The organism is Micromonospora sp. D93 (assembly GCF_018070365.1).
Lineage (GTDB): Bacteria > Actinomycetota > Actinomycetes > Mycobacteriales > Micromonosporaceae > Micromonospora > Micromonospora ureilytica.
On the sequence record NZ_JAGPXW010000036.1, the window covers coordinates 48,289 to 74,349 of the forward strand.

General features: G+C 72.9%; 18 protein-coding genes. 10 read left to right on the forward strand and 8 right to left on the reverse strand.

All coding sequences use genetic code 11. The features are described 5' to 3' along the window. Positions 1-66 precede the first annotated feature (66 nt). From KBX71_RS29395 to mptB (KBX71_RS29415), 5 genes are read left to right on the forward strand one after another with little or no spacing between them, the layout of a single operon-like run. Complete coding sequence (locus KBX71_RS29395) at positions 67-834, forward strand: type 1 glutamine amidotransferase (protein WP_196925292.1); 768 nt, start codon at positions 67-69, stop codon at positions 832-834. Beyond that, entirely contained in the window at positions 834-3,896 is a 3,063-nt protein-coding gene (locus KBX71_RS29400) for a bifunctional [glutamine synthetase] adenylyltransferase/[glutamine synthetase]-adenylyl-L-tyrosine phosphorylase (RefSeq protein ID WP_210821032.1), read from the forward strand. Before KBX71_RS29395 ends, KBX71_RS29400 begins: the two co-directional genes overlap by 1 nt. Continuing rightward, positions 3,889-5,502 (forward strand): hypothetical protein, encoded by a 1,614-nt coding sequence (locus KBX71_RS29405; protein WP_210821033.1) that lies wholly within the window; start codon positions 3,889-3,891, stop codon positions 5,500-5,502. Before KBX71_RS29400 ends, KBX71_RS29405 begins: the two co-directional genes overlap by 8 nt. Positions 5,503-5,541: 39 nt before the next feature. Then, the gene (gene mptB / locus KBX71_RS29410; protein ID WP_247684310.1) at positions 5,542-6,951 is read left to right on the forward strand and encodes a polyprenol phosphomannose-dependent alpha 1,6 mannosyltransferase MptB; all 1,410 of its coding nucleotides are present in this window, start codon (positions 5,542-5,544) and stop codon (positions 6,949-6,951) included. Between the two features lie 14 nt (positions 6,952-6,965). Continuing rightward, a complete protein-coding gene (mptB, locus tag KBX71_RS29415; RefSeq protein WP_307847375.1) occupies positions 6,966-8,483 on the forward strand; it encodes a polyprenol phosphomannose-dependent alpha 1,6 mannosyltransferase MptB in 1,518 nt (505 codons plus the stop codon). 692 nt (positions 8,484-9,175) lie between these two features. On the opposite strand, the gene glnA is transcribed toward mptB (KBX71_RS29415), so the two are convergent. Beyond that, positions 9,176-10,600: a type I glutamate--ammonia ligase gene (gene glnA / locus KBX71_RS29420; RefSeq protein WP_124822537.1), complete on the reverse strand. Its 1,425-nt coding sequence runs from the start codon at positions 10,598-10,600 to the stop codon at positions 9,176-9,178. Between the two features lie 262 nt (positions 10,601-10,862). Here glnA and KBX71_RS29425 point away from each other — a divergent pair, with 262 nt between their 5' ends. Continuing rightward, a complete protein-coding gene (locus KBX71_RS29425) occupies positions 10,863-11,261 on the forward strand; it encodes an RDD family protein (RefSeq protein ID WP_196919012.1) in 399 nt (132 codons plus the stop codon). Between the two features lie 408 nt (positions 11,262-11,669). On the opposite strand, the gene KBX71_RS29430 is transcribed toward KBX71_RS29425, so the two are convergent. Further along, positions 11,670-12,356 (reverse strand): DUF4191 domain-containing protein, encoded by a 687-nt coding sequence (locus tag KBX71_RS29430; RefSeq protein ID WP_124822539.1) that lies wholly within the window; start codon positions 12,354-12,356, stop codon positions 11,670-11,672. Between the two features lie 207 nt (positions 12,357-12,563). Here KBX71_RS29430 and KBX71_RS29435 point away from each other — a divergent pair, with 207 nt between their 5' ends. Next, on the forward strand, positions 12,564-12,734 hold the full coding sequence (locus tag KBX71_RS29435) for a hypothetical protein (protein ID WP_167493919.1): 171 nt from the start codon (positions 12,564-12,566) through the stop codon (positions 12,732-12,734). 203 nt (positions 12,735-12,937) lie between these two features. After that, complete coding sequence (locus tag KBX71_RS29440; RefSeq protein WP_307847376.1) at positions 12,938-15,835, forward strand: AAA family ATPase; 2,898 nt, start codon at positions 12,938-12,940, stop codon at positions 15,833-15,835. A gap of 20 nt (positions 15,836-15,855) precedes the next feature. Here the strand turns inward: KBX71_RS29440 and KBX71_RS29445 are convergent, their stop codons facing one another. Then, on the reverse strand, positions 15,856-17,529 hold the full coding sequence (locus tag KBX71_RS29445; RefSeq protein WP_210821036.1) for a hypothetical protein: 1,674 nt from the start codon (positions 17,527-17,529) through the stop codon (positions 15,856-15,858). 53 nt (positions 17,530-17,582) lie between these two features. Then, positions 17,583-18,578: a lipoyl synthase gene (gene lipA / locus KBX71_RS29450; protein ID WP_196925300.1), complete on the reverse strand. Its 996-nt coding sequence runs from the start codon at positions 18,576-18,578 to the stop codon at positions 17,583-17,585. 453 nt (positions 18,579-19,031) lie between these two features. Between lipA and aspS the strand changes: the two genes are divergently transcribed. After that, positions 19,032-20,318, forward strand: a complete 1,287-nt coding sequence (aspS, locus tag KBX71_RS29455; RefSeq protein WP_210821037.1) for an aspartate--tRNA(Asn) ligase — start codon at positions 19,032-19,034, stop codon at positions 20,316-20,318. Here aspS and KBX71_RS29460 read toward each other — a convergent pair. The 4 genes from KBX71_RS29460 to KBX71_RS29475 all read right to left on the reverse strand — a co-directional run bounded on the left by KBX71_RS29460 (position 20,308) and on the right by KBX71_RS29475 (position 24,597). After that, positions 20,308-21,561 (reverse strand): RNA polymerase sigma factor, encoded by a 1,254-nt coding sequence (locus tag KBX71_RS29460; protein WP_210821038.1) that lies wholly within the window; start codon positions 21,559-21,561, stop codon positions 20,308-20,310. The genes aspS and KBX71_RS29460 overlap by 11 nt on opposite strands. Before the next feature lie 3 nt (positions 21,562-21,564). Next, a complete protein-coding gene (locus KBX71_RS29465) occupies positions 21,565-21,909 on the reverse strand; it encodes a YciI family protein (protein ID WP_210821039.1) in 345 nt (114 codons plus the stop codon). Between the two features lie 158 nt (positions 21,910-22,067). Next, complete coding sequence (gene lipB, locus KBX71_RS29470) at positions 22,068-22,709, reverse strand: lipoyl(octanoyl) transferase LipB (RefSeq protein WP_124822858.1); 642 nt, start codon at positions 22,707-22,709, stop codon at positions 22,068-22,070. 61 nt (positions 22,710-22,770) lie between these two features. Beyond that, positions 22,771-24,597, reverse strand: a complete 1,827-nt coding sequence (locus KBX71_RS29475; protein WP_210821040.1) for a DUF2079 domain-containing protein — start codon at positions 24,595-24,597, stop codon at positions 22,771-22,773. Positions 24,598-24,815: 218 nt separating this feature from the next. Here KBX71_RS29475 and KBX71_RS29480 point away from each other — a divergent pair, with 218 nt between their 5' ends. Further along, complete coding sequence (locus tag KBX71_RS29480; protein ID WP_210821041.1) at positions 24,816-26,051, forward strand: PHB depolymerase family esterase; 1,236 nt, start codon at positions 24,816-24,818, stop codon at positions 26,049-26,051. Positions 26,052-26,061 lie beyond the last annotated feature (10 nt).

Here is a 26,061-nt window from a genome sequence, read left to right on the forward strand (position 1 = left end):
GGCGGCAGGCCGCGCGAGGCCGTGCCGGGGCGTGGTGCCGCACGGCGTACCGGCTAGCCTCGACCTGTGGCAACCGCGCTGGTGATCGAGAACGACCCGACGGACGACGCGCGCCGGCTGGGTGAGTGGCTGACCGAGGCTGGGCTGGAGCTGTGGGTGGTTCGCCCGCACGCCGGCGACGAGCTCCCCGCCGACCTGGAGGGGTACGCGGCGCTGGTGGTGCTCGGCGGCGACCAACAGGCGTACCCGCTGTCGGACGGCTCGCCCGGCGCACAGTGGTTCCCGGCCGTGGAGGGCCTGCTGCGAAAGGCGGTCCGGTACCGGGTGCCGACCCTGGCGGTCTGCCTGGGCGCGCAGCTGCTCGCCACCGCGCACGCCGGGTTGGTGGAGCGCAGCCCGTCCGGGCCGGAGATCGGCCCCGGCGTGGTCGGCCGGCGCGACGCCGCCGAGAACGACCCGCTGTTTCGGTACGTGCCGTTGATCCCGGACGTGCTCCAGTGGCACTCCGACGAGATCACCGAGCTGCCTCGGGGCGCGACCCTGCTGGCCGCGTCCACCCGCTACCCGCATCAGGCGTTCCGCCTGGGTGACCGGGCGTGGGGGTTGCAGTTCCACATCGAGTGCGACGCCGCGATGATCGCCGACTGGGCGACCGACTCGACCCAACTCGCCGAGCTGGGCTACGACCCGGAGCTGGTGGTCGCGGCCTGCGCCTCGGTGCTGGCCGACGTCGAGGAGGTCTGGCAGCCGTTCGCCGCGAGGTTCGCCGCGTTGGCCCTCGGCGAGTTGGACGACAGCACGATGCGGCGCGGCCTGCCGCTGCTCGGGCACTGATGAGCCGGCCGACCAGGGCACCGGGCCGGCTCGCCCGGTACGGCTTCGGCACCGCCGAGGGCGACGGCGGCGCGCGCGCCGCGGACCTGCTCGGCCCGGACGGGCTGCGGCTGTGGCAGCCGGTCGAGCAGGAGCCGGTCGACGAGGCCGCCGCGGAGCTGCTCGCCGTGTTGTCCCGGGCCGCCGACCCGGACCTGGCGCTACGCCAACTGCACCGCATCGTGGAGGCCGAGAGCCGGACCATCGAAGGCAGCGCCGAGGGCCGCACGACGGGAGGCCGCGCCACCGAAGGCGGCACCGGATCCGCGCTGCTCGCGGACCTGCACAACGACCCAGGGCTGCGGCGGCGGCTGATCGCGGTTCTCGGTGCGTCGGCGGCGCTCGGCGATCACCTGGTGGCCCACCCCGAGCACTACCAGGCGCTGCGGACCGCCGCGGACGGGCTCGCCCCGACCGCCGAGGGGCGGCTGGAGCCGGCCGACGGCGGCAACGCGGTGGCGGCGCTGCGGACCGCGTACCGGCTGGCGTTGTTGCGGATCGCCGCGGCCGACCTGACCGGCGGTCGAGGCCTGGAGCAGACGATGGCCGCGCTCTCGGCGTTGGCCGACGCGACCTTGTCCGCGGCGTACGAGATCGCTGTCGCCGAGTTGGCGGAGGGCACCGAGCGGCCCCGGCTGGCGGTCGTGGCGATGGGCAAGTGCGGCGGCGGCGAGCTGAACTACGTCTCCGACGTGGATGTCATCTTCGTGGCCGCCGAGGACGCCGACCTGTCTGCCGCGACCCTGGTGGCGACCAGGCTGATCTACATCTGCGGGCTGGTCGCCTGGCCGGTGGACGCCGCGCTGCGCCCGGAGGGCAACCGGGGCCCGCTGGTGCGGACCCTCGCCAGCCACCTGGCCTACTACCGGCGGTGGGCGCGCACCTGGGAGTTCCAGGCCCTGCTCAAGGCCCGCCCGGCCGCCGGTGACCTGCCGCTGGCCCAGGAGTGGATCGACCAGCTCGCGCCGCTGGTCTGGCGGGCGGCCGAGCGGCCCGAGGCGGTCGAGGACGTCCGCGCCATGCGCCGCCGGATCATCGACCACATCCCGCCGAAGGAGTTGGAGCGCGAGATCAAGCGCGGTCCGGGCGGGCTGCGCGACATCGAGTTCGCCGTCCAGTTGCTGCAACTCGTGCACGGTCGCGGCGACGAGTCGCTGCGCCCGCCCGGCACCATCCCGGCGTTGCGCGCGCTCGTCGCCGGCGGCTACGTCGGTCGGGCCGACGGCGAGGCCCTGCTGCGCGGCTACCGCTTCCTGCGCAGCGTCGAGCACCGGCTGCAACTCCAGGGCCTGCGTCGTACGCACACAGTGCCCGCCGAGCCGGGCGCGCTGCGTTGGCTCGCCGCCGCGCTGGGTTTCACGGCCGCGCCGGGGCGCAGCGCCGTGGAGAGCTTCCGGGCCGAGTGGGTCACCCACGCCACCGAGGTACGCCGACTGCACGCCAAACTGCTCTACCGTCCGCTGCTGGAGTCGGTGGCCCGGGTGCCGGCCGACGGGTTGCGGCTCACCCCGGAGGCGGCCAGGAACCGCCTGGAGATCCTCGGCTTCGCCGACCCGGCCGGGGCGCTGCGTCACCTCCAGGCGCTCACCGGCGGAGTGAGCCGCACGGCGGCCATCCAGCGCACGTTGCTGCCGGTGCTGCTCAGCGAGTTCGCCGACGCGCCGGAGCCGGACCGGGGGCTGCTCAACTACCGGAAGGTCTCCGACAAGCTGGGCAGCACCCCCTGGTATCTGCGACTGCTGCGCGACGGTGGCCCGGTCGCCCGTCGGCTGGCCCGGGTCCTCGCCCTGTCCCGGTACGTCGCCGACCTGCTCGCCCGCGACCCGGAGGCGCTGCGGCTGCTGGCCGAGGAGAACGAGTTGGCGCCACGCCCGCCCGAGGTGCTGCGGGAGGGGTTCCTGGCGGCGGCGGCCCGGCACACCGACCCGGTCGAGGCCACCAGCGCGGTGCGCGCGCTGCGACGTCGCGAGCTGGTCCGGGTGGCCTGCGCCGACCTGCTCTGCCGGGCGGGCGCGCTCGCGCCCAGTCCCACCCGGCCGGACGGCGCGAACCGGTCGGCCCCCAAGCTGTCCGACATCACAGTGGTCGGTACGGCCCTCTCCGACGTCACCGACGCCACCCTGACCGCCGCGTTGCGGGCCGCCCAGGCCAGCCAGCCGGCACCGGAGGGGCTGCGCTTCGCGGTGATCGGCATGGGCCGGCTCGGCGGATACGAGTCGAACTACCTCTCCGACGCCGACGTGCTCTTCGTCTACGACCCGCCGCCGGGCAGCAGCGAGAGCGCCGCCAGCGCCGCCGCGCACGCCGTCGCCGAGGAGTTGCGCCGACTGCTCGGCGTGCCCGCCCCCGACCCGCCGCTGGGCGTCGACGCCGACCTGCGGCCGGAGGGCCGCCAGGGTCCGCTGGTGCGCAGCCTCGCCGCGTACGCGCAGTACTACGCCCGCTGGTCGCGGGTGTGGGAGGCGCAGGCACTGCTGCGCGCCCGGTTCGTCTGCGGTGACGCCGACCTGGGCGCCGAGTTCGAGGCGATGATTCAGCCGGTGCGCTACCCGGCCGACGGGCTGACCCGTGAGCAGGTCGTCGAGATCCGGCGGATCAAGGCCCGGGTGGAGACCGAGCGGCTGCCCCGAGGCGCCGACCCGGCCACCCACACCAAGCTGGGTCGCGGTGGGCTGGCCGACGTGGAGTGGGCTGTGCAACTCGTCCAGCTCCGGCACGCCGGCGCGAACCCGGCGCTGCGCGGCACGCGTACCCTCGACGCACTCGCGGCGGCCGAGCGGGCCGGCCTGATCGACCCGACGGACGCCGCGGAGATGGCCGCCGGATGGTCCCTGGCCGCGCAGGTCCGCAACGCGCTGATGCTGGTCCGCGGCCGGGCCGGCGACCAACTGCCCCGGCACGGGGTGGAGTTGGCCGGGGTGGCCCGGCTGCTCGGCCGGGACGACCCGGGGGAGTTCCTCGACGAGTACCTGCGCACCGGCCGCCGCTCCCGCGCCGCGGCCGAACGGGTCCTCGATGCCTGACGCGTCGCCGCGCCCCACCGGGCTACGCGTCGTGGGCACGGTGACCGGGGTCGCGGTGGCGCTCGCCGTCGCGTTCCTCCTCGCGCCGCCGATGGGCACCGACCTCGCCGCCCAGGTGGCCCGTGCCGGGTTCACCGAGCGGTACGGGGCCGCGCCTGTCGACTTCGGCTGGTACGGCGGCGTCAACCAGTACGGCTACAGCCTCTTCACGGCCCGCTTGGGCGCGCTGATCGGGGTGCGCCCGCTGGGGGCGGTCGCCGCCGTGGTCGGCGCGGCCGCGCTGGGTTGGCTGTTCACCCGCAACCGGCCCCGCCGGCCGCTGCTGGCCGGCGTCCTCGGCGCCGTGGTGCTGGTCGGCAACCTGGCGAGCGGTCGGATCACCTTCGCGGTCGGGCTGGCGTTCGGTCTGCTGGCGCTCTGCGCGGTCAGCGCGGAACGTCCACCGCGCTGGCTCCGGTTGACGCTCGCCGCCGGCTGCGCCGCCCTGGCGACGGCGGCGAGCCCGGTCGCCGGCCTGTTCACCGGGTTGGCCGGCGCGGCGTTGCTGCTGGCCGCCCTGCGTACCGGTGACGGGCCGGGCCGCCCGCTGGCCGGAGGCTGGCGAGCCGAGCGGCCACTGACCGAGGGGTTCGTCCTGGCCGTGGCACCCGCCGTCACGCTCGCCCCGATCGCGTTCGTCTTCGGCAACGGCGGCACCCAGCCGTACTCGGCCGAGTCGATGCGCATAAACGTCGCGCTCGCGGTGCTGGTGGGAGTCGTGCTGCCGCGTCGCCGCCGGGTGTTGCGCATCGGCGCGGCGCTCACCGTGCTGCTCCTGGTCGCGGCGTACTACGTGCCCAGCCCCATCGGATCCAACGCCCTGCGACTGCCGATGCTGTTCGCCCTGCCCGTGCTGGCCGGGTACGCCGCGTTGCCCGGGCCGTGGCTGGCCGGGCTGCTCGCAGCGACCGTCTGGTGGCAGTCCCCGGTGATGGTGAGCGACGTGACCCGGGCCGGCGCCCCGGAGAGCGCCAGGAGCTTCTACCAACCGCTCGTCGCCGAACTCGACAGGCGGCAGCCGGCCGGGCGGGTCGAGGTGGTGCCGTTGCGCGACCACTGGGAGTCCGCGTACCTGCCGCCGACCGTGCCACTGGCCCGGGGCTGGGAACGCCAGGTCGACAGCGACCGCAACGCGCTGTTCTACGACGGCAGCCTGACCGCGCAGACGTACGAGCAGTGGTTACGGCACGAGGCGGTGACCTACGTGGTGCTCGCCCCGGAGGCCCCCGCCGACCGGTGGGGCCGCGACGAGGCCGCACTGATCCGCGCCGGCCTGCCGTACCTGCGGGAGGTCTGGAGCGACCCGACCTGGCGGATGTACGCAGTGGTCGACCCGACCCCGCTGGTCGGCGCCCCGGGTCAACTCGTCGCCGCCGAGCGCGGCGCGGTTCGGCTGACCGCCACGCCCGGGGACGTGCCGGTCCGGGTGCGCTGGTCGCGCTGGCTCTCGTTGAGCGGCCCGGACGGCTGCCTGCGACCGGGCGAGGACGGGTGGACCGAGGTGCGGGTCCGCGCCGCCGGTGACTACTCGATCTCCAGTGCGCTGGCACCGACGCGCCACTGTTGACCGTGCCTGCCGTCGGCCGCACACCGTCGGGCTGGCAGCATGTCCGGCGTGCCTTCCCACCTCGCGCGCTGGACCGGCCTGGCCGGCTCGATGCTGCTCGCGTTGTCCGCCTTCCTCGGCGGCGCGTTCCCCAGCGGCCCCCTGCGCAGCACCCCGGTCAGCATCTGGCAGGGGCCCAACGGCCCGCTGATCCTCGCCGCCTGGGTGGTCGGCACCGGCCTGATGGCGTACGCCTGGTGGGCACTGCGTGACGGGGGACCCTCGACGCGGTGGGCGCTGATCACCGTCGGGCTCTGGCTGCTGCCACTGCTGATCGCGCCGCCCTTCGGAAGCCGGGACGTCTACGCGTACGCCTGCCAGGGCGCCAGCTTCGCCGGCGGCATCAGCCCGTACGAACAGGGTGTCTCCGCGCTGCCCTGCCCCTGGCTGGACACGGTCTCGGTCATCTGGCGCGACACACCGGCGCCGTACGGGCCGCTGTTCGTCCTCATCGCGGGCGCCGTGGTGAAGGCCACCGGTTCGCTGACCGCCAGCATCGTGCTCTTCCGTGCGCTGTCGCTGGTCGGCGTGGTCCTCACCGCCTGGGCCCTGCCGGTGCTGGCGCGTCGAGCCGGTGTGCCGGCGAAGCGGGCGGTGTGGCTGGCGCTGGGTTCCCCCCTGGTCGCCGCGCACCTGATCGGTGGCCCCCACAACGACGTGCTGATGCTCGCCGCGCTGGTCGGTGGGCTGGCCGTGGTGGCGGCGCACCCGGGCCGGCGCGGAATGCTGCTGGTCGGCGGCCTGCTCCTCGGGGTCGCGGTGGCGATCAAGGTGACCGCAGTGGTGGTGGTGCCGTTCGCCGCGCTGGCGGCCACCGCCGGGCCGTTCCGGATCCGAACGCTGATCCGCGACGGCGGCTGGGTCGTCGGCGGCACGGTCGCCGCCGTGGTCGGCGTGACAGTCGCCGGTGGGCTGGACTTCGGTTGGGTCGGCGGGCTGTCCGGGGGTGGCGCCGCCATCGCCTGGACCTCCCCGTCGACAGCTGTCGGGCAGACGATCGGGTACGTCGCGGCGCCGTTCGGCGGTCACATCGACGCGCTGCCGGTCACTCGTGGGATCGCCGTGGTGCTTCTGGCCGTGCTGCTCGTCTGGCTCTGGTGGCGGGCGCGCACCCGCGACCCGCTGTACCACGCCGGGCTGGCGCTCGCCCTCACCGTCGCGCTCGCCCCCGTGGTGCACCCCTGGTACTGGATGTGGCCGCTGTTCGTGCTGGCGGCCACCGCCCAGCGGACCAGATGGTTCATCGTGGTCGCCCTTGTCGCGTCGTTCCTGGTGCTGCCCGACGGCACCGGGCTGCCCCGGTACACCAAGACGGTCGGTGCGCCGTTGATGACACTGTTGGTGATCGTGCTGGTCATCCGGTTGGTACGGTCGGCTCGGGCGGCCCGTCAGCCGGTCGCCGCCGACTGAGGGAAGGTGCGCCGGTGACCACTCCCGGCCCGCCTGTTCCACCACTGCCTGTGTCGTTGGTGGCATTGGGTGCCCGGTACGCGGGCCTGGTCGGCGCGGTCCTGCTCGCCGTGGCCGGATACCTCGGCGGGGCGCTGCCCAACGCCCCGCTGGGCGGGACGCCCGCGTCGATCTGGACGGCCCCGGACGGCCCGACGACGCTCACCTGCTGGCTGATCGGCACCGCACTGCTGGTCGGGGCGTGGTGGTCGCTGCGCGGGGGCGCCCCGTCGACCCGTTGGGCGTACGTCACCGCCGGGCTGTGGGCACTACCGCTGCTTGTCGCGCCACCACTGGGCAGCCGGGACGTCTACTCGTACGCCTGCCAGGGCTGGACGTACGCGCACGGCGTCGACCCGTACACAGTGGGGGTGGCGGCGGCGGGCTGCCCATGGCTGGACACGGTGGCCCCGATCTGGCGGGACACCCCGGCACCGTACGGGCCGGTGTTCGTGCTGCTCGCGGCGCTCGCCGTCGGCCTCGGTGGTGGGCTCACCGGCACCATCGTGGCGCTGCGCGTGATCGCCGTGGCGGGGCTGCTGCTGGCCGCGCTCTGCCTGCCCGGCCTGGCGCGGGCGGCCGGGACGCCGGCCCGGCGGGCGGTCTGGTTGGCGCTGGCCGGTCCGCTGGTCGGCGTACACCTGGTGGCCGGCGCGCACAACGACGCCGTGATGCTGGGCCTGCTGCTGTCTGGGCTGCTGATCGTGGTCCGTCGACCGGGTCGGCCGGCGGCGTTGCTGCTGGCCGGAGCGCTGCTCGGGCTGGCGGTCACGGTGAAGGCCACTGCCGTGGTGGTGCTGCCGTTCGCCGTGCTGGCCGGGATTCCTGACCGCTACACGGTACGGGCGTTGCTGCGCCACGGCGGTTGGCTGGCCGGAGGGCTGCTCGCCGCGCTACTGGTCACCTCGGCGGCGTCCGGCCTCGGCTTCGGCTGGGTGGGCGGGCTGACCCACAGTGGCGACTCCGAGCAGTGGACGTCACCACCCACCGCCGTGGGCTTCGTGGTGGACTACGCCGGCGCGCTGGTCGGCCGGGACCCGCAGGCGGTGCCGGGAGTCCGCGCGGTCGCGCTGCTGCTGCTCGTCGGAGTGCTGGTGGTGCTCTGGTGGCGGGCCTGGCAAACCCTGCGGGTTGCGGGTCCCGAGATTGCGGGCCCCCGGGTGGCGCTTCGCGGCGCGGCGTTGGCGCTGGTCGCCACAGTTGTCCTGTCCCCGGTCTTCCACCCCTGGTACACGACCTGGCCCCTGGCGCTGCTCGCGCTCACCGCCGCCCGTACCACGTGGTTCGTGCTGCCCGCCGCGGCGGCAGCCTTCCTCGCCCTGCCCGACGGCACCAATCTGGCCCGCGTCACGAAGGCCCCCGGCGCCCTGGCGATGAGCGCCCTGCTCATGACCGTCCTCGTACGCAGCCTGCGTCGAACGTCGCACACCCCGGCCAAGACCACCGCCGCTGAGGGTCACGCCGCCCCCGGGGACGACGACCAGCCCTGCTGATCATGGGGTTGGCGGGGACAAAGTGGACAAACCTCCCAGCTAACATCATGATCATCGAGGCCGGGTGGTCAAGATCGCGCTTGAACCTGGGTGTCAACACCATTGCGTTAGCGAGCGGTTGCTGGGTGCAAGGGCGCGGTGAGCACAGGTCCCCCACTCCAGAAAGGCCCCGCCCGCGCCGATCTTGCAGTTTCGGTCGCCAATATGCGCCGAATGCCCTCTTGTGTCGCGACAGTAAACGCAAGATCGCGGAAGAGGGGCACCCCACCCTCGTCGATCATGGAGTTACGGTGCCTGGTTTGGCTCGATCCGGGCACTTTGCCACCCACCACAAGTCCATGATCGACGGAACAGCGCGGGGTTGACGAACAGCCACTCCGCCTAACGCAACGGTGTTGACCTGGGTGTGGTGGCCTTACGGCGCGTTCGAGGCCCCAACATCCAAGATTGAGCACGACCTCGGTCGAGGTCAGACCCAAGATCCGCACAACTGCAGGGAAAGAGCTGTCTCCCGGGCGTCGGAGGCAGCGACATCCTCGAAGTTGCTCGGATCTTGGTGTGAGGCGTGGGCCATTGGGGTGTGGGGCGTCGCCGAAGAGGGTGTCGAAGGCGCACAGCGAGCCGGGCCGACTCCGCGATGAGCGGAGCCGGCCCGGCCGGTGTTCCAGCGACTGCTCAGCAGTCAGACTGCCTCAGCAGTCGTAGTACATGGCGAACTCGTGCGGGGTCGGGCGCAGACGCACCGGGTCGACCTCGTTGGCGCGCTTCCAGTCGACCCAGGTGGAGATCAGGTCGGGGGTGAAGACGCCGCCGTCGAGCAGGTAGTCGTGGTCGGCCTCGAGCGAGTCGAGCACGGCCGGCAGCGAGCCCGGCACCTGCTTGACGTCGCCCCACTCCTCCGGCGGGAGGTCGTAGAGGTCCTTGTCGATCGGCGTCGGCGGCTCCATCTTGCTCTTGATGCCGTCCAGGCCGGCCATCATCATGGCCGAGAAGGCCAGGTAGACGTTGGCCGACGGGTCCGGGACGCGGAACTCGACGCGCTTGGCCTTGGCGTTGCTGCCGGTCACCGGGATGCGGGTGCAGGCGGAGCGGTTGCGCTGCGAGTAGACCAGGTTGACCGGCGCCTCGTAGCCCGGCACCAGGCGACGGTACGAGTTGACCGTCGGGTTGGTGAAGGCCAGCAGCGACGGCGCGTGGTGCAGCAGGCCACCGATGTACCAGCGGGCCATGTCGGACAGGCCGGCGTAGCCGGTCTCGTCGTAAAACAGCGGCTCACCGTTGAGCCAGAGGCTCTGGTGGGTGTGCATGCCGGAGCCGTTGTCGCCGAAGAGCGGCTTGGGCATGAAGGTAGCGGTCTTGCCGTTGGCCCACGCCTCGTTCTTCACGATGTACTTGAAGAGCTGGAGCTGGTCACCGGCGTGCAGCAGGGTGGAGAACCGGTAGTTGATCTCGGACTGGCCGGCGGTGCCCACCTCGTGGTGCGAGCGCTCCACGTTGAAGCCGGTGTCGACGAGGCGGCGCACGATCGAGTCACGCAGGTCGGCGTAGTGGTCGACCGGCGGGACGGGGAAGTAGCCGCCCTTGTACGCGGTCTTGTAACCGAGGTTGCCGCCCGCCTCTTCGCGGCCGGTGTTCCAGGCGCCCTCGATCGAGTCGATGTAGTAGAACGACTGGTGCGCCGAGGTCTCGTGGCGGATCGAGTCGAAGATGTAGAACTCCGCCTCGGCGCCGAAGTAGGCGGTGTCGGCGATACCGCTCGCCGCCAGGTACGCCTCGGCCTTCTTCGCCACGTTGCGCGGGTCGCGGCTGTAGGCCTCGCGGGTGAACGGGTCGTGGATGAAGAAGTTGAGCGCGAGCGTCTTCTGCGCCCGGAACGGGTCGATGAACGCGGTGGCGACATCCGGGAGCAGGAGCATGTCCGACTCGTGGATCGCCTGGAAACCGCGGATCGACGAACCGTCGAACGCGAGGCCGTCGGTGAAGAGGTCGTCGTTGACGGACTCGACCGGCAGGTTGAAGTGCTGCATCACGCCGGGCAGGTCACAGAAACGAACGTCGACGAACTTCACGTCCTCGTTCTTGAGGTATCGCAGCAGTTCCTCGGGATTGGCGAACACACATCCTCCTGGCACGTCCACGGGGTGGCTAGGCTTCTGGCGACGCTAGGGCCAAGCGGTTGCCCGGCCGTGTCTCCGTTGTTTCTGCCGTGTTACGTCCCTCGCCGAGCGTCCGCGACACCCCGGTCCACGCCTCCGGCCCGCCAGGACGCCGTACCGACTGTGCCAGTGTAATGACATCTGATGCCTTTGGCCCGAATCGGCACGCAGTGGTGGCGACACCCGGCAGCCCCTCATCCGGGCGCGGATACCCTTGATCGCTGTGAGCAATCCGCAGGCCCCGGCAGCGCCGGCCACCGACCCCACCTTCGCCCCACCGAGCCTCGGCAAGCGGTTCGGTGCGCTGATCATCGACTGGGTGCTCTGCCTGCTGGTGTCGAACTTCTTCGCCGACCCGGTACGCGACGGCTGGGCCCCGGTGCTGGTGCTGGTGCTGGTCTACGGCATCTTCCTCGGTCTGTTCGCCCAGACGCCGGGCATGTACATCACCAAGATCCGCTGCGTGAACTGGCACGACGGCGGCCGGATCGGGGTGCTCCGAGGGCTGATCCGTGGCCTGCTGCTGGCCCTGGTCGTCCCCGCGCTGATCATGGACGAGCACCGGCGTGGCCTGCACGACCGACTCGCCGACTCGGTGATCGTCGACGCCCCCCGCGGCTGAGCGCACCACCTCGCCGATCATGGAGCTGTGGTAGGCAACAAAACACCCGCAAATGGCCAAAAAAGGCACCACAACTCCATGATCGCCGAGATCTGGCTCCCCCTGCTCGGCGATCTTGCACTTTCTGTCGCGACATAACATGCATTCCACCCATATCGACGACCGAAACTGCAAGATCGGCGCGGTCTTCTCGCTCGACACACGTTGATCTATCAGGAGTCCCTTATCCAGCACGGGTTGATCCGCCAACCACAGCACTAACGCAACGGTGTTGACATCCAGGATCGAGCACGATCAGGGCGAGGGCCGCCCGAGGCGGGCGGCGCGTCGAGGGTGGGCACATGAGGGTGTACGCGGAAGAGCCGGACCCGCACGGGTCCGGCTCTTTTACGCGTACACCCTGAGGGGTCAGCGGCCCCGCGACTGGCGGAACGCGCCTGGCGGCCGCATGTTCTTCGGGATCGCGCCCTTGGGCATCTGCGGCCGGGCGGTGAGCGCCTTGAGTCGCTTGTCCAGCGAGTTGACGTCCTTGCCGGAGAGGGCGCGGGGCAGGCGCAGCAGCGTCGTCCGGAGCTTGCGGATCGGCAGCTCGCCCTCCTCCTGCCCGATCACGTAGTCGTGCAGGGGAGCGGAGCCGATCACCTTGGACAGCCGCCGCTTCTCCTGGCCGAGCAGGCCGCGCACCCGCTGCGGGTTGCCCTCGGCCAGCAGGATCACGCCCGGGCGGCCGATCACCAGGTGGACCATGTCCATCTGGGTGGTCGAGCTGACCGCCGGGGTCACCCGCCAGTCGCCACGCATGTTCTCCATGATCTGCGCCGCCGCGCCGGGTTGCCCCTCGGCGGCGTTCATCATCGCCTTGTTGGACCGCAGGTTGAGCACGATCAGCACCGCGAGCAGGATGAACAGGATGCCGATCGGCAGCCAGATCCAGCCCCAGAGGATGACGGCGACCACGGTGAGCGCGAGCGGGAGCAGCACCGCCGCGGCGACCAACGGCGCGAACCACCGGTCCTGCTTGGCGGTGAACTGGAACACCATCCCGATCTGCTTCAGCCGTTGGCCGAACGAGACCTTCTCCTGGGGCTTTGCCATGCCGCAGAGTCTAGTGGTCGCCGCCGGCCCGGTTGATCCGCGTCCGGGTGCCGGGGCAGCTGAGTACCTTACGTCGCCGTACGCGCCCGGACGTCCCGGGTAAGGAGGCTGTGGGCGGGGAAGATGAGGCACGGTGCCCATGCCCGGGTGGGGCCTTCGCGCGAAGAGTCGTCAGCAGAAGACGACGACGCCACGAAGGAGCCCGACATGTTCGGCAACGACGCAGATTTCCTGCTCACCCTGCACCGTACCCACGCCGCCGAGTTGCGCGCCGACGCGGCCGCGGACCGGCTCGCCCGGTCGCTGTCGCGTCCCGTCAGCCGTGGGTGGTTGGGCCGGCGCCGGCAGGCCGGTCGCACCAGCGACGCCCGCCGGTGACCGCGCCCAGGGCGGCTGCCGTGTCCAGCGCGCCCAGGGCGGCTGCCGCGTCCACCGCGCCCAGGGCGGCTGCCGCGTCCACCGCGTCCAGGGCGGCTGCCGCGCCCGCCGGGCCGGCCGCTCGACCCGAGCCGGCCCCGCCGCCCGGCCACCGGCCGATCGGCGGGGCCGGCGGAGCGGGCAGTCATGGCATGCTCGAACACGTGACCGTACGCGCCGCCAGCTCCGTCCTCGTCGGGCGCCACCGCGAGACCGTGGCGCTGCGGGACGCGCTGGGCCGGGCGCGAGCCGGGGAGCCGACCACCGTGCTGGTCGGCGGCGAGGCGGGCGTGGGTAAGACCCGGCTGCTGGAGGAGTTCGCCGGCTGGGCCACCGACGGCGCGGCGCGGGTGCTCGTCGGGCAGTGCCTGGAGCTGGGCGAGGCGGGTCTGCCGTTCGCGCCGTTCGCCGCCGCGTTGCGGGCGGTGCTCCGCGCCGACGGCCCCGAGGTCTTCGCCGGCTACGAGGCGGAGTTCGCTCCGCTCCTGCCGGAGTTGGGCCGCGCCTCCGCGACGCTTGCCGCACCGCGTTCCGTAGCACTCAGCGACGCCCCGCGCGGCTACCTGTTCGACCTGGTCGCCGAGCTGTTCCAGCGGCTGGCCGACGCTCGACCGCTGGTCCTGATCATCGAGGACCTGCACTGGGCCGACCGCTCCACCCGCGACCTGATCGGGTTCCTCGTCCGGGCGGCGAGGCCGGGCCGGCTGCTGCTGGTCTGCACCTACCGCACCGACGAGTTGCAGCGCGGGCACCCGCTGCGCCCGTTCCTCGCCGAGCTGGATCGGGCCCGTGGTGTGGAGCGGGTCGAGCTGGGCCGTCTGGACCGCGACGGCACCGCCGCGATCCTCGCCGACCTGCTCGGCGCCGAGCCGCTCGCCCGCGCCGTCGACGATGTCCACGACCGCACCCAGGGCAACCCCTTCTTCATCGAGGAGTTGGCCGTCGCCGGCGACCCGATCGGCTGCGCGGCGCTCCCCGAGACGCTGCGTGACCTGCTGCTGGCCCGGGTGGACCGGCTCCCCGAGCCGACCCAGCGGGTGTTGCGGATCGCGGCCGCCGGTGGCACCCGTTTCGCCCACGACCTGCTCGCCGAGGTCGCCGGGCTGCCCGAGGCCGAGCTGGAGGACGCGTTGCGCGCCGCCGTCGCCGCCCAGTTGGTGGTGGCCGACCGGGACGGTGACTACGAGTTCCGGCACGCGCTGGTCCGCGAGGCCGTCCACGACGAGTTGCTGCCCGGTGAGCACGCGCGGTTGCACGCCCGCTTCGCCGCGGCCATCGAGGCCCAGCCGCACCTGGTTGCCGCCGGCCGGGCCCCGGCCGAGATCGCCCACCACTGGTACGCCGCGCACGACCACCCGCGTGCCCTCGTCGCCGCACGAGCCGCCGCGGGCGCCGCCGCCGACAGGTACGCGTACGCCGAGCAGCGCCGACTGCTGGAGCGGGCGCTGGAGTTGTGGGAGTTGGTGCCGGACGCCGCCGACCTGCTCGGCATGGACCACCTGGCGTTGCTGGAGCAGACACTGGACGCCGCGGTCACCGCCGGCGACTTCAGCCGGGCCATCACCCTGACCCGGGCCGGCCTGGCCGAGGTGGACGCCGACGCCGCACCGCTGCGCGCCTCCCGCCTGCTGGACCAGCGCGGTCGACTGATGGCCCTGCTCGGCAAGAGCGACGGCAGCCGCGAGCTGGACGAGGCGTACCGGCTGGCCGCCGGTGGCCCGCCCGGCACGGAGCGGGTCCGGCTGCTCGCCGACATCGCCACCCACCTGGTCAAGATCGACCCGCAGAAGGCGGCCCGGGTGGCAGCCGAGGCCGCCACCGACGCCGAGGCGTTCGGCGTGAACGTGGCCCTGCTGTCGACGCGGATCGCGCTGCTCTGCCACGGCGAGCGGGACCTGACCGGAGGGCTTGCCGAGTTGGGCCAGGCCGCCGCCGCTGCCCGCGCGGCGGGGGACGCGCCGACACTGGTGCTCGCCATGGTGTTCGAGTCGGACATGCTCTGCGAGTTGGGCCGCTACGCCGAGTCCGCGCAGGCCGCCGAGGCGGGCGTGGCCGAGGCGCGACGGGTGGGGATCAGCCGCTCCACCGGGGCGTACCTGCTCTCCAACCGGGCCGAGGCGCTCATCGCGCTGGGCCGGTGGGACGAGGCCGAGGCGGTCTGCGCGGAAGCCGCCCGGATCGACCTGTCCGGTGTCACCGGACTGCACTGGCTCCAACTGGGCGCCGGGCTGCGGCTGGCCCGCGCCCATCCGGGCGCCGACGAGCTGGTCGACCGGGCCCTCACCTTCCTCGGTCGGCCGTACCTGTGGCCGAACCACCGCCTGCCCCTGCACGAGCTGGCGATCGAGGCCGCGCTGGCCGCGGACGACAAGGTCGAGGCGGTACGCGCGGCCCGCGTCGCGGTGGCCGACGAGAGCCTGCCGCAGCTGCCCCGGGAGGGTTGGCCGGTGCTCAGCGCCGCCGCGCGTACCGCAGCCCGGGTGGGTGACCGGGAGCTGGCGGCCGCCGTGGCGGCGCTCGCCGCCGACCTGCCGGCGCTTCACCCAGCGGCCCGTGCGCACGCCGCCCAGGTCACCGCGCTACTGGCGGTCGGCGACCAGGCGCTGCCGGCCTGGCGTACGGCGGTCGACGCGTGGCGGACCGACGGGCAGCCCTACCCGCTGGGCCGGGCCCTGCTGGCGCTGGCCGAGGCGACGGCCGCCGCCGGGGAACGCGACGAGACGGCGGCGGCGGTCACCGAAGCCACCGAGATCGGTCGACGGCTGGGTGCGGCGCCGCTGGTCGAGGCGGCTGCCACCCTGGCACGGCGGGTCGGCCTGCGCGGCGCGGCCGGGGGCGGGGCCGGCGCGGCCCTGCTGACCGCCCGCGAACGCGAGGTGCTGCGGTTGGTCGCCGAGGGGCACAGCAACAGCCGGATCGCCGAGCGGTTGTTCATCTCCCCGAAGACGGCAAGCGTGCACGTCTCCCGGATCATCGCGAAACTGGGCGTGACCAACCGGGTGGAGGCCGCCGCCCTGGCCCACCGCCTCGGCCTGCTCACCGAGGCCGCCGTGCCGCGCTGACGCTTGTCGAGCCGCCGAGATCAGCGCGGCAGGTAGATGCGCCAGCCCTCGATGATGACCAGGTCGAGGCTGCCCGGCGAGACCCGCTGCCGCTCGTCGAGCACCTCCGCCAGCGGCGAGCCGGCCGGCGCGACCCAGGCCGGTGCCGCCGCGCTGTCCACCTCCCGCCGGTACGCGGGGTAGCGGTCGAAGCCGGGGCGCAGGGTGTCGTCGACGACCGCGCAGACCACCTGCTCCGCGCTGGCGAAGGTGAGCCGGTTGCAGGTCCAGTAGCCGGCGCGTACGTGTCGTACGCCGAGTTGACGCAGGGTGCTCACCAACTCGCTGTGCCGGGCCTCGGCGGCACGGGTCGCCGGAACGGTGTCCGCCGCCCGCCAGGTGGCGTGGGCGGCGGTGCCCAGCGTGGCGGCGAGCGCCACCACCGCGACCGACCGGGTCAGTGCCGACCCGAGGCCGCGCCGGTCGGTCCCCGACCGACCCAGCCCGTGCCAGGCCACCGTCCACACCGGCCAGAGCAGCGCCGGCAGGGAGATGAGCAGGCAGGACAGGTAGCGGGAACTCTCCACCGGGGTGAGCCCGGCTGAACTGCTCACTGTGTACGCGCCGAGAGTGGCCACCGCGGCCAGCACGAGCGCCAGCCGGATCGCCGCCCCCACCCGGGGCGACACCGCGCCGGAGACGACAGGGCCAGGGTCGGGGGTGCGCAGGGCCCGCCAGGCGGCGACGCCGGCGAGGACCAGCAGCACCGGCAGGACGAGCGCCCACCACAGCTGCCAGGTGGCGCACCGCCCGGGGGAGCAGAAGCCCATGCCCAGCGACGGGCCGAGCACCAGGCCGCCGTGCAGCCGTTCCGCCCAGCCGGCGCTGGCGTTCGCGCCGCCGGCCGCGAGCACGGCGTGCAGCGGGTTACGCCCGGTCAGCAGGCTGTGCAGCAGCAGCGGGGCCGCCCCCAGCGCGGCCGCCGCCCCGAGCAGCGCCCCGGTGGCACCCCACAGCTCCCGGCGGCAGAACCCGACGAGCACCGCGCCGATCGCCGCGACGTACGGCAGCACGAGCGGGTCGACCCAGAGCATCAGCCCGGCCAGGAACCCCCACGTCGCCCACCGCGCCAGCCGCCAGCCGGGCCGCCAGGTGTGGGCCGACCGCCGCTCCGGCCGGACGGTGGCCAGGTTGACGGCGAGCAGGGCGAGCGCCGCTGCGGCCGCGTTCATCTCGGGGTAGCCGCCGCCGGCGATCAGCTGGTTCTTGACGATCCGGTCGGAGCCGAGGGCCAGTAGCGCCACCACCAGCAGCCCGAACCACCGGTCCCCGGTCAGCCGCAGCGTCAACCGCCGGGTCAGCAGCAGGAAGAGCGCGTACAGGGCCAGCGTGGGCAACCGCAGACCGAGCAGCGACGGCCCACCGGCCACAGCGAACACCGGCGCGGCCAGGTACGCCTCCAGCGTGCCCATGTACTGCTGGCCGTAGAACCAGACCGGGAAGCCCTCACCTCGGGCGATGTGCAGCGCGGCCAGCCCCATGGTGGCCTCGTCGCTGTTCGTCGGCGGCGCGGCGTGCAGCAGCAGCCACAGCCGGTAGCCCACTCCGGCGAGCACGGCCAACCCGGTGAGCCAACCGACCAGGCCGGGACGTGCGCCGGGTCGCGGGCGGGGCGAGCCCGCGCCGCGCGGCTGCTCGCGTACGCCGACGGTCATCACAGGATCATGACACCCGGGCGCCGAACGGCCGTGCGGCGCTGCCGGCGGAGTCAGCCGGCGGTGACGACCGTGGCGGCGGCGCGGGCGTCGATGGCCTGCTGGTAGAGCCGACCGGCCCGGTACGACGAACGCACCAGTGGCCCGCTCATCACCCCGGCGAAGCCGATCTCCTCGGCCTCCTCGCGCAGCTCCACGAACTCCTCCGGCTTGACCCAGCGGGTCACCGGGTGGTGCCGGGGCGAGGGGCGCAGGTACTGCGTGATGGTGATCAGCTCGCAGCCGGCGTCGTGCAGGTCGCGCAGCGCCTGCGAGACCTCGGCCCGCTCCTCGCCCATGCCCAGGATGAGGTTGCTCTTGGTGACCAGACCGTCGGCGCGGGCCTGCCGGATCACGTCCAGCGAACGGTCGTAGCGGAACGCCGGCCGGATGCGCTTGAAAATGCGCGGCACGGTCTCCACGTTGTGCGCCAGCACCTCGGGACGGGAGCCGAAGACCTCGGCCAACTGCTCGGGGACGGCGTTGAAGTCCGGGATCAGCAGCTCGACGCCGCAGCCGGGCTGGAGGGCGTGGATCTGTCGGACGGTCTCGGCGTACAGCCAGGCGCCGCCGTCGGGCAGGTCGTCACGGGCGACTCCGGTGATGGTGGCGTAGCGCAGCCCCATCGAGACCACCGACTCGGCGACGCGGCGCGGCTCGTCAGCGTCGAACTCGGCAGGCTTGCCGGTGTCGATCTGGCAGAAGTCGCAGCGCCGGGTGCACTGGTCACCGCCGATGAGGAAGGTGGCCTCCCGGTCTTCCCAACACTCGTAGATGTTGGGGCAGCCGGCCTCCTGGCAGACGGTGTGCAGCCCCTCGCGCGAGACGAGCCCGCGCAGCTGGGTGTACTCCGGGCCCATCTTGGCCTTGACCTTGATCCATGGCGGTTTGCGCTCGATCGGCGTCTCGGCGTTACGCGCCTCGATCCGCAGCAGGCGCCGCCCCTCGGGGGCCGCCGTTGCGGTGCGCGCTGCCTGGCCGGTCGTCGGCGCGGAGTGCTCGATCGTCACGAAAACGAGCCTACGCCGGACGGCAGGTGTCTATGTGCGTCAGGCGACCGGCGTCACGCCCCGAACGTTGTGACGCCGGACACCGCTCGGTCAGAAAAGGGCGTCACAGTCGAGGGAATCGGGTGCTACGGTCGCCGGCAACAGCGACGACGGAGCCGAGTAGCGCACCGCCCCGCCAGTGCAGAGAGCCGCCGGTGCTGAGAGGCGGTCTGGCGCCGGGGCGCGAAGACCCTCCCGAGCTGCGGGAAGAACGGCCGCGGGTCCCCCCGCGCCCAGTAGAGCCCGCCCGGCTGGCCCCGGTCATCAGGCGACGAACGAGGCCCCCGTTTCGGCGGGGGCGAAGGTGTGGTGGCACCGCGAGGTTCCCGCTCGCCCACACCTCCCTGGGGCTGATGCGACGCTTCGCCCCCCAGGGCGGCGACGGCGTGGCGATCAACCGAGGAGCAGCCCGCCATGCAACGAACCCTGTCCCACCAACTGCCCGCCAGGATCGGCACGACAGTGCGGATCGCCGGCTGGGTGCACCGCCGCCGACTGCTCAAGTCGGTGGCGTTCCTGATCGTCCGGGACGCCGCCGGCCTGGCCCAGGTGGTCGTCACCGACCCGGCCGTCCGCGCCGAGCTGGAGAAACTCACCGAAGAGACGGTCGTCGAGGTGGTCGGCACGGCAACGTCCAACGGCACGGCGCCCGCCGGGGTCGAGCTGACCGACCCGACGGTACGTCCACTCGGGCCGCCCGCCACGCCGCCACCGTTCGACCTGTACCGGCCAGCGCTCACCGCGAGCCTGCCCACCCAGCTGGACAACGCGCCCACCGCGCTGCGGCATCCCACCCGGTCGGCCGCGCTGCGGATCTCGGCGGCCGCGGTGGCCGGGTTCCGGGCCGCACTCGACGCCCACGACTTCGTGGAGGTCCACACGCCGAAGGTGGTCAGCTCCAGCACCGAGAGCGGGGCGAACGTGTTCGCGCTGGACTGGTTCGGCCGGCCCGCGTACCTGGCCCAGTCACCGCAGTTCTACAAGCAGCTGATGGTCGGCGTCTTCGAACGGGTCTACGAGGTGGGGCCGGTCTTTCGCGCCGAGCCGCACGACACCGTCCGGCATCTCGCGCAGTACACGTCGCTCGACGCGGAGCTGGGCTTCGTCGCCGACCACCGGGACGTGATGCGCGTACTGCGCGACACAGTGGCCGGGATGCTGGACGCGGTGAACGGGCGGGCCGGCAGCGCTCTCGCGACGCTCGGCGTCACGCCGCCGCAGGTGCCGGCGGAGATCCCGGCCGTGCACTTCACCGAGGCGCTGACCATCGCCGGCGCGCCCGCCGACGAGCCGGACCTCGCGCCCGCCCACGAACGGGCTCTGGGCGAGTGGGCCCTGCGCGAACACCTGTCGGACTTCCTCTTCGTCACCGGCTACCCGATGGCGAAGCGACCCTTCTACACCCACCCGGACCCGGCGCGGCCCGCGTACTCGAACGGTTTTGACCTGCTCTTTCGCGGTCTGGAGCTGGTCACCGGTGGGCAGCGGCTGCACCGGCACGCCGACTACCTGGCGGCGTTGGCGGCCCGGGGTGAGCCGGTCGAGCCGTACGTCGGCTACCTCGACGCGTTCCGGCACGGCATGCCACCGCACGGTGGCTTCGCCATCGGCCTGGAACGGTTCGTGGCCCGGCTGGTCGGCGCGGCCAACGTCCGGGAGGTCACCGCGTTCCCACGTGACCTGCACCGGCTCACCCCCTGAGGGAGGCCGGCCCACACTCGGCGAGCCGGTCGCGTAGCCGGGCCGCCTGCGGTTCGTTGAGGTCGAGCGCGAGTGCCGCCCGGTACGCCGTGGCGGCCTCGTCCGCTCTGCCGAGGCGGTACAGCAACTCGCCCCGGGTCGCGTGGAACCACGGGTAGCCGGCCAGCCCGCCGATCGCGTCGACCAGCGCCAGCGCGGCGGCGGGGCCGTCGCGTTCGGCCACCGCCGCCGCCCGGTTCAGCCGTACCACCGGGGTGTCGTGGACGATGAGCAGTACGTCGTACCAGGAGATCACCGAGTCCCACGGAGTCTGCTCGTACGACGGAGCGAGGGCGTGGCAGGCGGCGATGGCGGCTTGGACGACGTACTCGTCGGGGTGGTCGGGGGTGCGACGCAGCCCCCGACCGACCAGCTCGACCCCGGCGGTGATCGCGGCCCGGTCCCAGCGCGTGCGGTCCTGTTCGCCCAGGAGCAGCGGCCGACCGTCGACGCCGACCCGCGCAGCCCGCCGGGAGTCCTGCAAAAGCAGCAGGGCCAGCAGGCCGAGCACCGTCGGTTCGTCCGGCATCAGCTCGACCAGCAGCCGGGCGAGCCGAAGGCCCTCGTCGGCCAGCCCGACCCGGATCAGATCCTCGCCGACGCCGGCCGTGTAACCCTCGTTGAAGATCAGATAGACGGTGGCGGCGACCCCGGCCAGTCGGCCCGGCAGTTCCTCGGCCGGCGGTATCCGGTAGGGGATGCCCGCCTGGGCGATCTTCTGCTTGGCCCGGGTGAGTCGCTTGGCCATCGTCGCCTCGGGCACCACCAGGGCGCGGGCCACCTCGGCGGTGGCCAGCCCGCCGATGGTACGCAGCGCCAGCGCCACCTGCGCGTCCAGTGACAGCGCCGGATGGCAGCAGGTGAAGACCAGCCGGAGCAGGTCGTCCCGAACCGCCTCGGGTGAGTCCGACGCGGGATCCAGCAGCGCCACGGCTTCGGCCTCCTTCCCGGCGCGGCGGGCCTCTCGGCGGATCAGGTCGACAGCGCGTCGTCGCGCCACGACCAGCAGCCAGCCGCGCGGGTTGTCCGGCACGCCGTCACGTGGCCAGGTCTGCAGGGCGCGCAGCACCGCGTCCTGGGTGGCGTCCTCGGCCAGGTCGACGCTGCCGGTGACGCGGATCAGCGTGGCGAGGATCCGGGACCGCTCTGCCCGGACCACCTGTTGCGCCGCGTCGGCGGCGGTCTCCGCGTCACCGGTCAGCATCGGTCACAGTGGGATGACGGGACGGATCTCGACCGCGCCGTTCCAGGCCGCGGGCATCGTCGCGACCGTCGCCACGGCCTCGTCCAGGTCCGCGCACTCCAGCAGGTAGAAGCCGGTCAGGGCTTCCTTGGTCTCGGCGTACGGGCCGTCGCTGGTGAGCACGTCACCGCCCCTGCCGCCGGAGACCCGCACCGTGGTCGCGGTGGCCGTCGGGTAGAGCGCGCTGCCGCCCCGGATCACCGCACGGGCGGCCGCACCGAACTCCCGGTACTCCGCCATCTCGTCAGCCTGCTCGGGGCTGCTCCAGTCGACGTCCGCGGTGTAGGTCAGCGCGATGTAGGTGGGCATGTCCGCTCCTCGCGTCCGGGCCGGGCGGTGGTCGCCGGCCTCAGCTGTCGAGCCGGCGCTGGTCGCCGACTCCACCATAGGGACGATTCGCCGGACGCCCCACGGGACACTCGGTGCGGAAATTCTGGTCGGCGACCCCAGGGCCGCCGACGTGACGCTCAGACCTCGATGAGGGTGGAGAGTCGGCGCTCGACCACCGGCAGCACGTCGGCGACGGTGATCGGACGGCCCAGCTCGGCGGTGAGCGAGGTGACGCCCGCGTCGCGGATGCCGCACGGCACGATCCGGTCGAAGTACGTCAGGTCGCAGTCGCAGTTGATCGAGAAGCCGTGCAGGGTGACGCCCCGGGCCACCCGGATGCCGATGGCGGCCACCTTGCGGGCCGGCCCCCGGTCGTCCTCGGGCACCCAGACGCCGCTGCGCCCCTCGACCCGGCCGGCGGTCAGCCCGACCTCGGCGCACACGTCGATGAGCAGCTCTTCGGTCCGGCGTACGTAGGCGACCACGTCCACCGGGTCGGGCAGGCGCAGGATCGGGTAGCCGACGAGCTGCCCCGGCCCATGCCAGGTGATCTTGCCACCGCGGTCCACGTCGACGACCGGAGTGCCGTCCATCGGCCGGTCCCACGGCTCGGTGCGCTTGCCCGCCGTGTAGACGCTCGGGTGCTCCAGCAGCAGCACGGTGTCGCCGCGCTCGCCAGCCACCACCGACTCGTGCAGGCGCCGCTGCTCGTCCCAGGCGGCCTGGTAGTCGAGCAGGCCGGCACGGACGGCCGTCAGGCCGGGGGTCGTCGTTGTCACGGCAACCAGCCTAGTCCCGCTACCGGCGATCATCCCTGGTGAGCCGCCTCACCGGGCTCGGTCAGGCCGGTGGGATCCGCCAGAGCCAGACGTCGTCGACCCGTTGCGGCTCGCCGAACAGGGCGGTGCCGGTGCGCAGCAGCGCCTCCTCGTCGACCTCGAACTTCGCGCCGTGCACCTCGTCGGCGAGCACCACCGTCTCGATGCGCCAGTGCCGCAGGTCCGACTGGACCTCCCGGATCGTCCCGTCGGTGACGATGGGGACCAGCCCGGTACGGCCGGCCTGGTCCATCAACGCGCTCAGGGTGCGCGGCACCGGGCCGATCCGGCCCCGCCCGTCCGGCCCGCCGGGGCCGAGGAAGAAGCCGCCCGGGATGGCGAACTCGCCCTGCCGGTGCGACAACGCGTACGCCTGCCACCGTTGGCCGTCCGGGTAGATGTCCACTGTCAGCGGCACCGGGGTCAGCACCCCGTCGGGTGAGACGTACTCCCGCCACGTGCCGGAGGTGATGAACCGCGGGATCGGTTCCCGCTCGTCGGTCAGCAACGGGGTGGGCAGCAGCGGCACCAGGGCCACCGCGAACCCGACCAGCCAGGCCAACTCGGTGGAGCGGTGCCGGGGTGGCGCGGCGCGCAACTGGTCGACGGCGTACGCCAGCAACAGCCCGATCACCGGCGCGACGACGAGCGCCAGCCGGGCCGGTAGGGCGGCGTTCACCACCGGGAGTTGTCCGACCAGGTCGAACGGCATGGGGAGGTCGGTGCGTCGGCCGTCGACCTTGGCGATCGGCCCGAAGGAGAGCACCGTGAAGATCAGCGCGAGGGCGCCCAGCGCCCAGAGGGTCGCCCGGCGATGAGCGTCGGCCCGCCGCCAGAGCGCGACGAAACAGATCACTGTGAGCACCAGCAGTGGGATGCCGAAGAACGAGTTCTCCTCGGTCGGGTTCGGTGCCAGCGAGGTGCCCAACCCGGCCTCGCCGGCCAGCGAGCGGCGCGGGAAGGCGGCGAACGCCGCGATGTCCTCGGAGTGGATCACCGGGTCGAAGCCGGTGCCGTGGAACCGTTGTGGCCCGGCGAAGTGCAACCACAACGGGTACGACAACAGCACCCCGGCGACCACTGCTGTCACCCCGAGCCCGCGCAGGAAGGTGGGCAGCGCGGCGCGTGCCTCCATGCGGTTGACCGGGTGCAGCGCCCAGATGGCGACGAACACGCCCAGCGCCAGCGCGGCGAAGAAGAGCCCCTCGGCGGCGATCGAGAAGGCCACCGCGACCAGCACGCCGAGGATCACCCCGTCGCGTAGCCAGTGCCCCGCGCGGCGCAGCGCGAACAGCCGCCAGATCAGCAGCGGCACAAGCCAACCGGCCGTCCAGTTCAGGTGCGCGTTGGCGTGCGACACCATGCCGGGGGAGTAGGCGATGAACAGGGCGCCGACCCCGGCGGCCAGTTGGCTGCGGACCAGGTGTCGGGAGAGCAGCCAGTACCAGACCAGCGCGGTGGCGAGCAGGTTCAGGGTGAGGATCACCAGGAACGTCGCTGGTGGCCCGATCAGGTACGTGAGCGGGGCGAAGACCACCGCGTACACGGTGATCGTCGTGTTGACCGCGAGGTTCACGCCGTCCGGGACGTTGATCAGGTAGGTGAAGAGCGGGTTGTCCCCGTGGGTGACCGCGTGCCCGCCGAAGGCCAGCAGCCACTCGAAGAGCGCCTGGTCGCTGGAGTTGACGGTGATGGTGCGGACGTTCGGGTCCCGCCACAGCCCGCTTGTCACCCAGACGGCGAGCGCGAGGGCCACCAGCACGACGATCAGGTCGGCCCGGCGGTCCCGGACGGTGCGCGGCGGTGACGCGGGTGCGGGCCCGGTGGCCAGCGACGGGGAGGACGGCACGCAGCGGACGTTACCAACCGGACCTGGACGGGCCGGTCAGACCTGCAAGGAGGGGACCGTTGGGGACGGATTCGGTCCGCCATGTCGACGGTCTGGCGTACACAGCGTCCGTCGTGAATGTGTGACTGTGCCCCATGTCATAGCGGCGACACATCGTCGTAACGTCTCGGCAACTCGACCGTGACCCAGTTCACAGTCCGCCCCTCCAGGAGGCCGCCGTGCGCCGCTCCTCGTCCACCCTCACCCGGCTGCTCGGTGCGGTCGCCGGGCTCGCCCTCGCCGTAGCGGGCGCGGTCGCCATCGCCGCACCCGCCCAGGCCGCCACCCTCACCCAGGTCACCGGGTTCGGCTCCAACCCCGGCAACCTCGCCATGTACGCCTACCGACCGGACGGCCTCCCGGCCAACTCCCCGGCCGTCGTCCTGCTGCACGGGTGCACCCAGACCGCCTCCGGATACTTCGCCAACTCCGGCTGGCAGAAGTACGCCGACCAGTGGAAGTTCGCCCTGATCGTCGCCCAGCAACCCTCCGGCAACAACGCCAACTCCTGCTTCAACTTCTTCGAGGCGGGAGACACCGCTCGCGGCCAGGGCGAGGCGCTGTCGATCAAGCAGATGGTCGACCACGCCAAGACGAACTACGGGGTGAACGGCTCCCGGGTCTACGTCAGCGGGCTCTCCGCCGGCGGGGCGATGAGCGCGGTCATGCTGGCCACCTACCCGGACGTCTTCGCTGCCGGATCGATCATCGCGGGGATCCCGTACCGCTGCGCCACCAGCATGGTCAACGCGTTCAGCTGCATGAACCCGGGCGCGGACAAGACCCCCGCCGCCTGGGGCGACCTGGTCCGTGGCGCGTACTCCGGATACAGCGGCCCGCGCCCCCGGGTGGCCATCTGGCACGGCACCTCGGACTACACCGTCGCCCCGCTCAACGGCACCGAGTCCCGCGACCAGTGGACCAACGTGCGCGGCGTGTCGCAGACCCCGACCAGCACCTCGTCCCTGCCGGCCAACACCAGCCTGGAGGTGTACGGCAACGACGACGTGCGGCTCTACCGCGTCTCCGGCATGGGCCACGGCACCCCGGTCGACCCAGGTTCCGGGACCGACCAGTGCGGCACCGCAGGGGCGTACTTCCTGGACACCATCTGCTCGACGTACCGTGACGCGCTCTTCTTCGGCCTGAACGGCGGCGGGACCAACCCGACCCCGACCCCGACGGCCACCCCCACCCCCACGCCGACCCCGACGGCCACGCCCACCCCGACCCCGACCACGCCGCCGACCTGTGTGACGGCCAGCAACTACGCGCACGTGACGGCCGGCCGCGCGTACCAGTCCGGCGGCTACGCCTACGCCAACGGCTCCAACCAGCGCATGGGCCTCTACAACACCTTCTACACCAGCGCCCTCAAGCAGACCGCCGCCAACTACTGGGTGATCGGCTGCTAACCCCCACCCG

Bases quoted from the DNA above. Each gene is read 5' to 3' on its own strand.
- KBX71_RS29400 (WP_210821032.1), top strand. From the start codon at position 834: ATGAGCCGGCCGACCAGGGCACCGGGCCGGCTCGCCCGGTACGGCTTC.
- KBX71_RS29405 (WP_210821033.1), top strand. From the start codon at position 3,889: ATGCCTGACGCGTCGCCGCGCCCCACCGGGCTACGCGTCGTGGGCACG.
- mptB (WP_247684310.1), top strand. From the start codon at position 5,542: ATGTCCGGCGTGCCTTCCCACCTCGCGCGCTGGACCGGCCTGGCCGGC.
- KBX71_RS29430 (WP_124822539.1), bottom strand. From the start codon at position 12,356: ATGGCAAAGCCCCAGGAGAAGGTCTCGTTCGGCCAACGGCTGAAGCAG.
- KBX71_RS29435 (WP_167493919.1), top strand. From the start codon at position 12,564: ATGTTCGGCAACGACGCAGATTTCCTGCTCACCCTGCACCGTACCCAC.
- KBX71_RS29445 (WP_210821036.1), bottom strand. From the start codon at position 17,529: ATGACCGTCGGCGTACGCGAGCAGCCGCGCGGCGCGGGCTCGCCCCGC.
- aspS (WP_210821037.1), top strand. From the start codon at position 19,032: ATGCAACGAACCCTGTCCCACCAACTGCCCGCCAGGATCGGCACGACA.
- KBX71_RS29460 (WP_210821038.1), bottom strand. From the start codon at position 21,561: ATGCTGACCGGTGACGCGGAGACCGCCGCCGACGCGGCGCAACAGGTG.
- KBX71_RS29465 (WP_210821039.1), bottom strand. From the start codon at position 21,909: ATGCCCACCTACATCGCGCTGACCTACACCGCGGACGTCGACTGGAGC.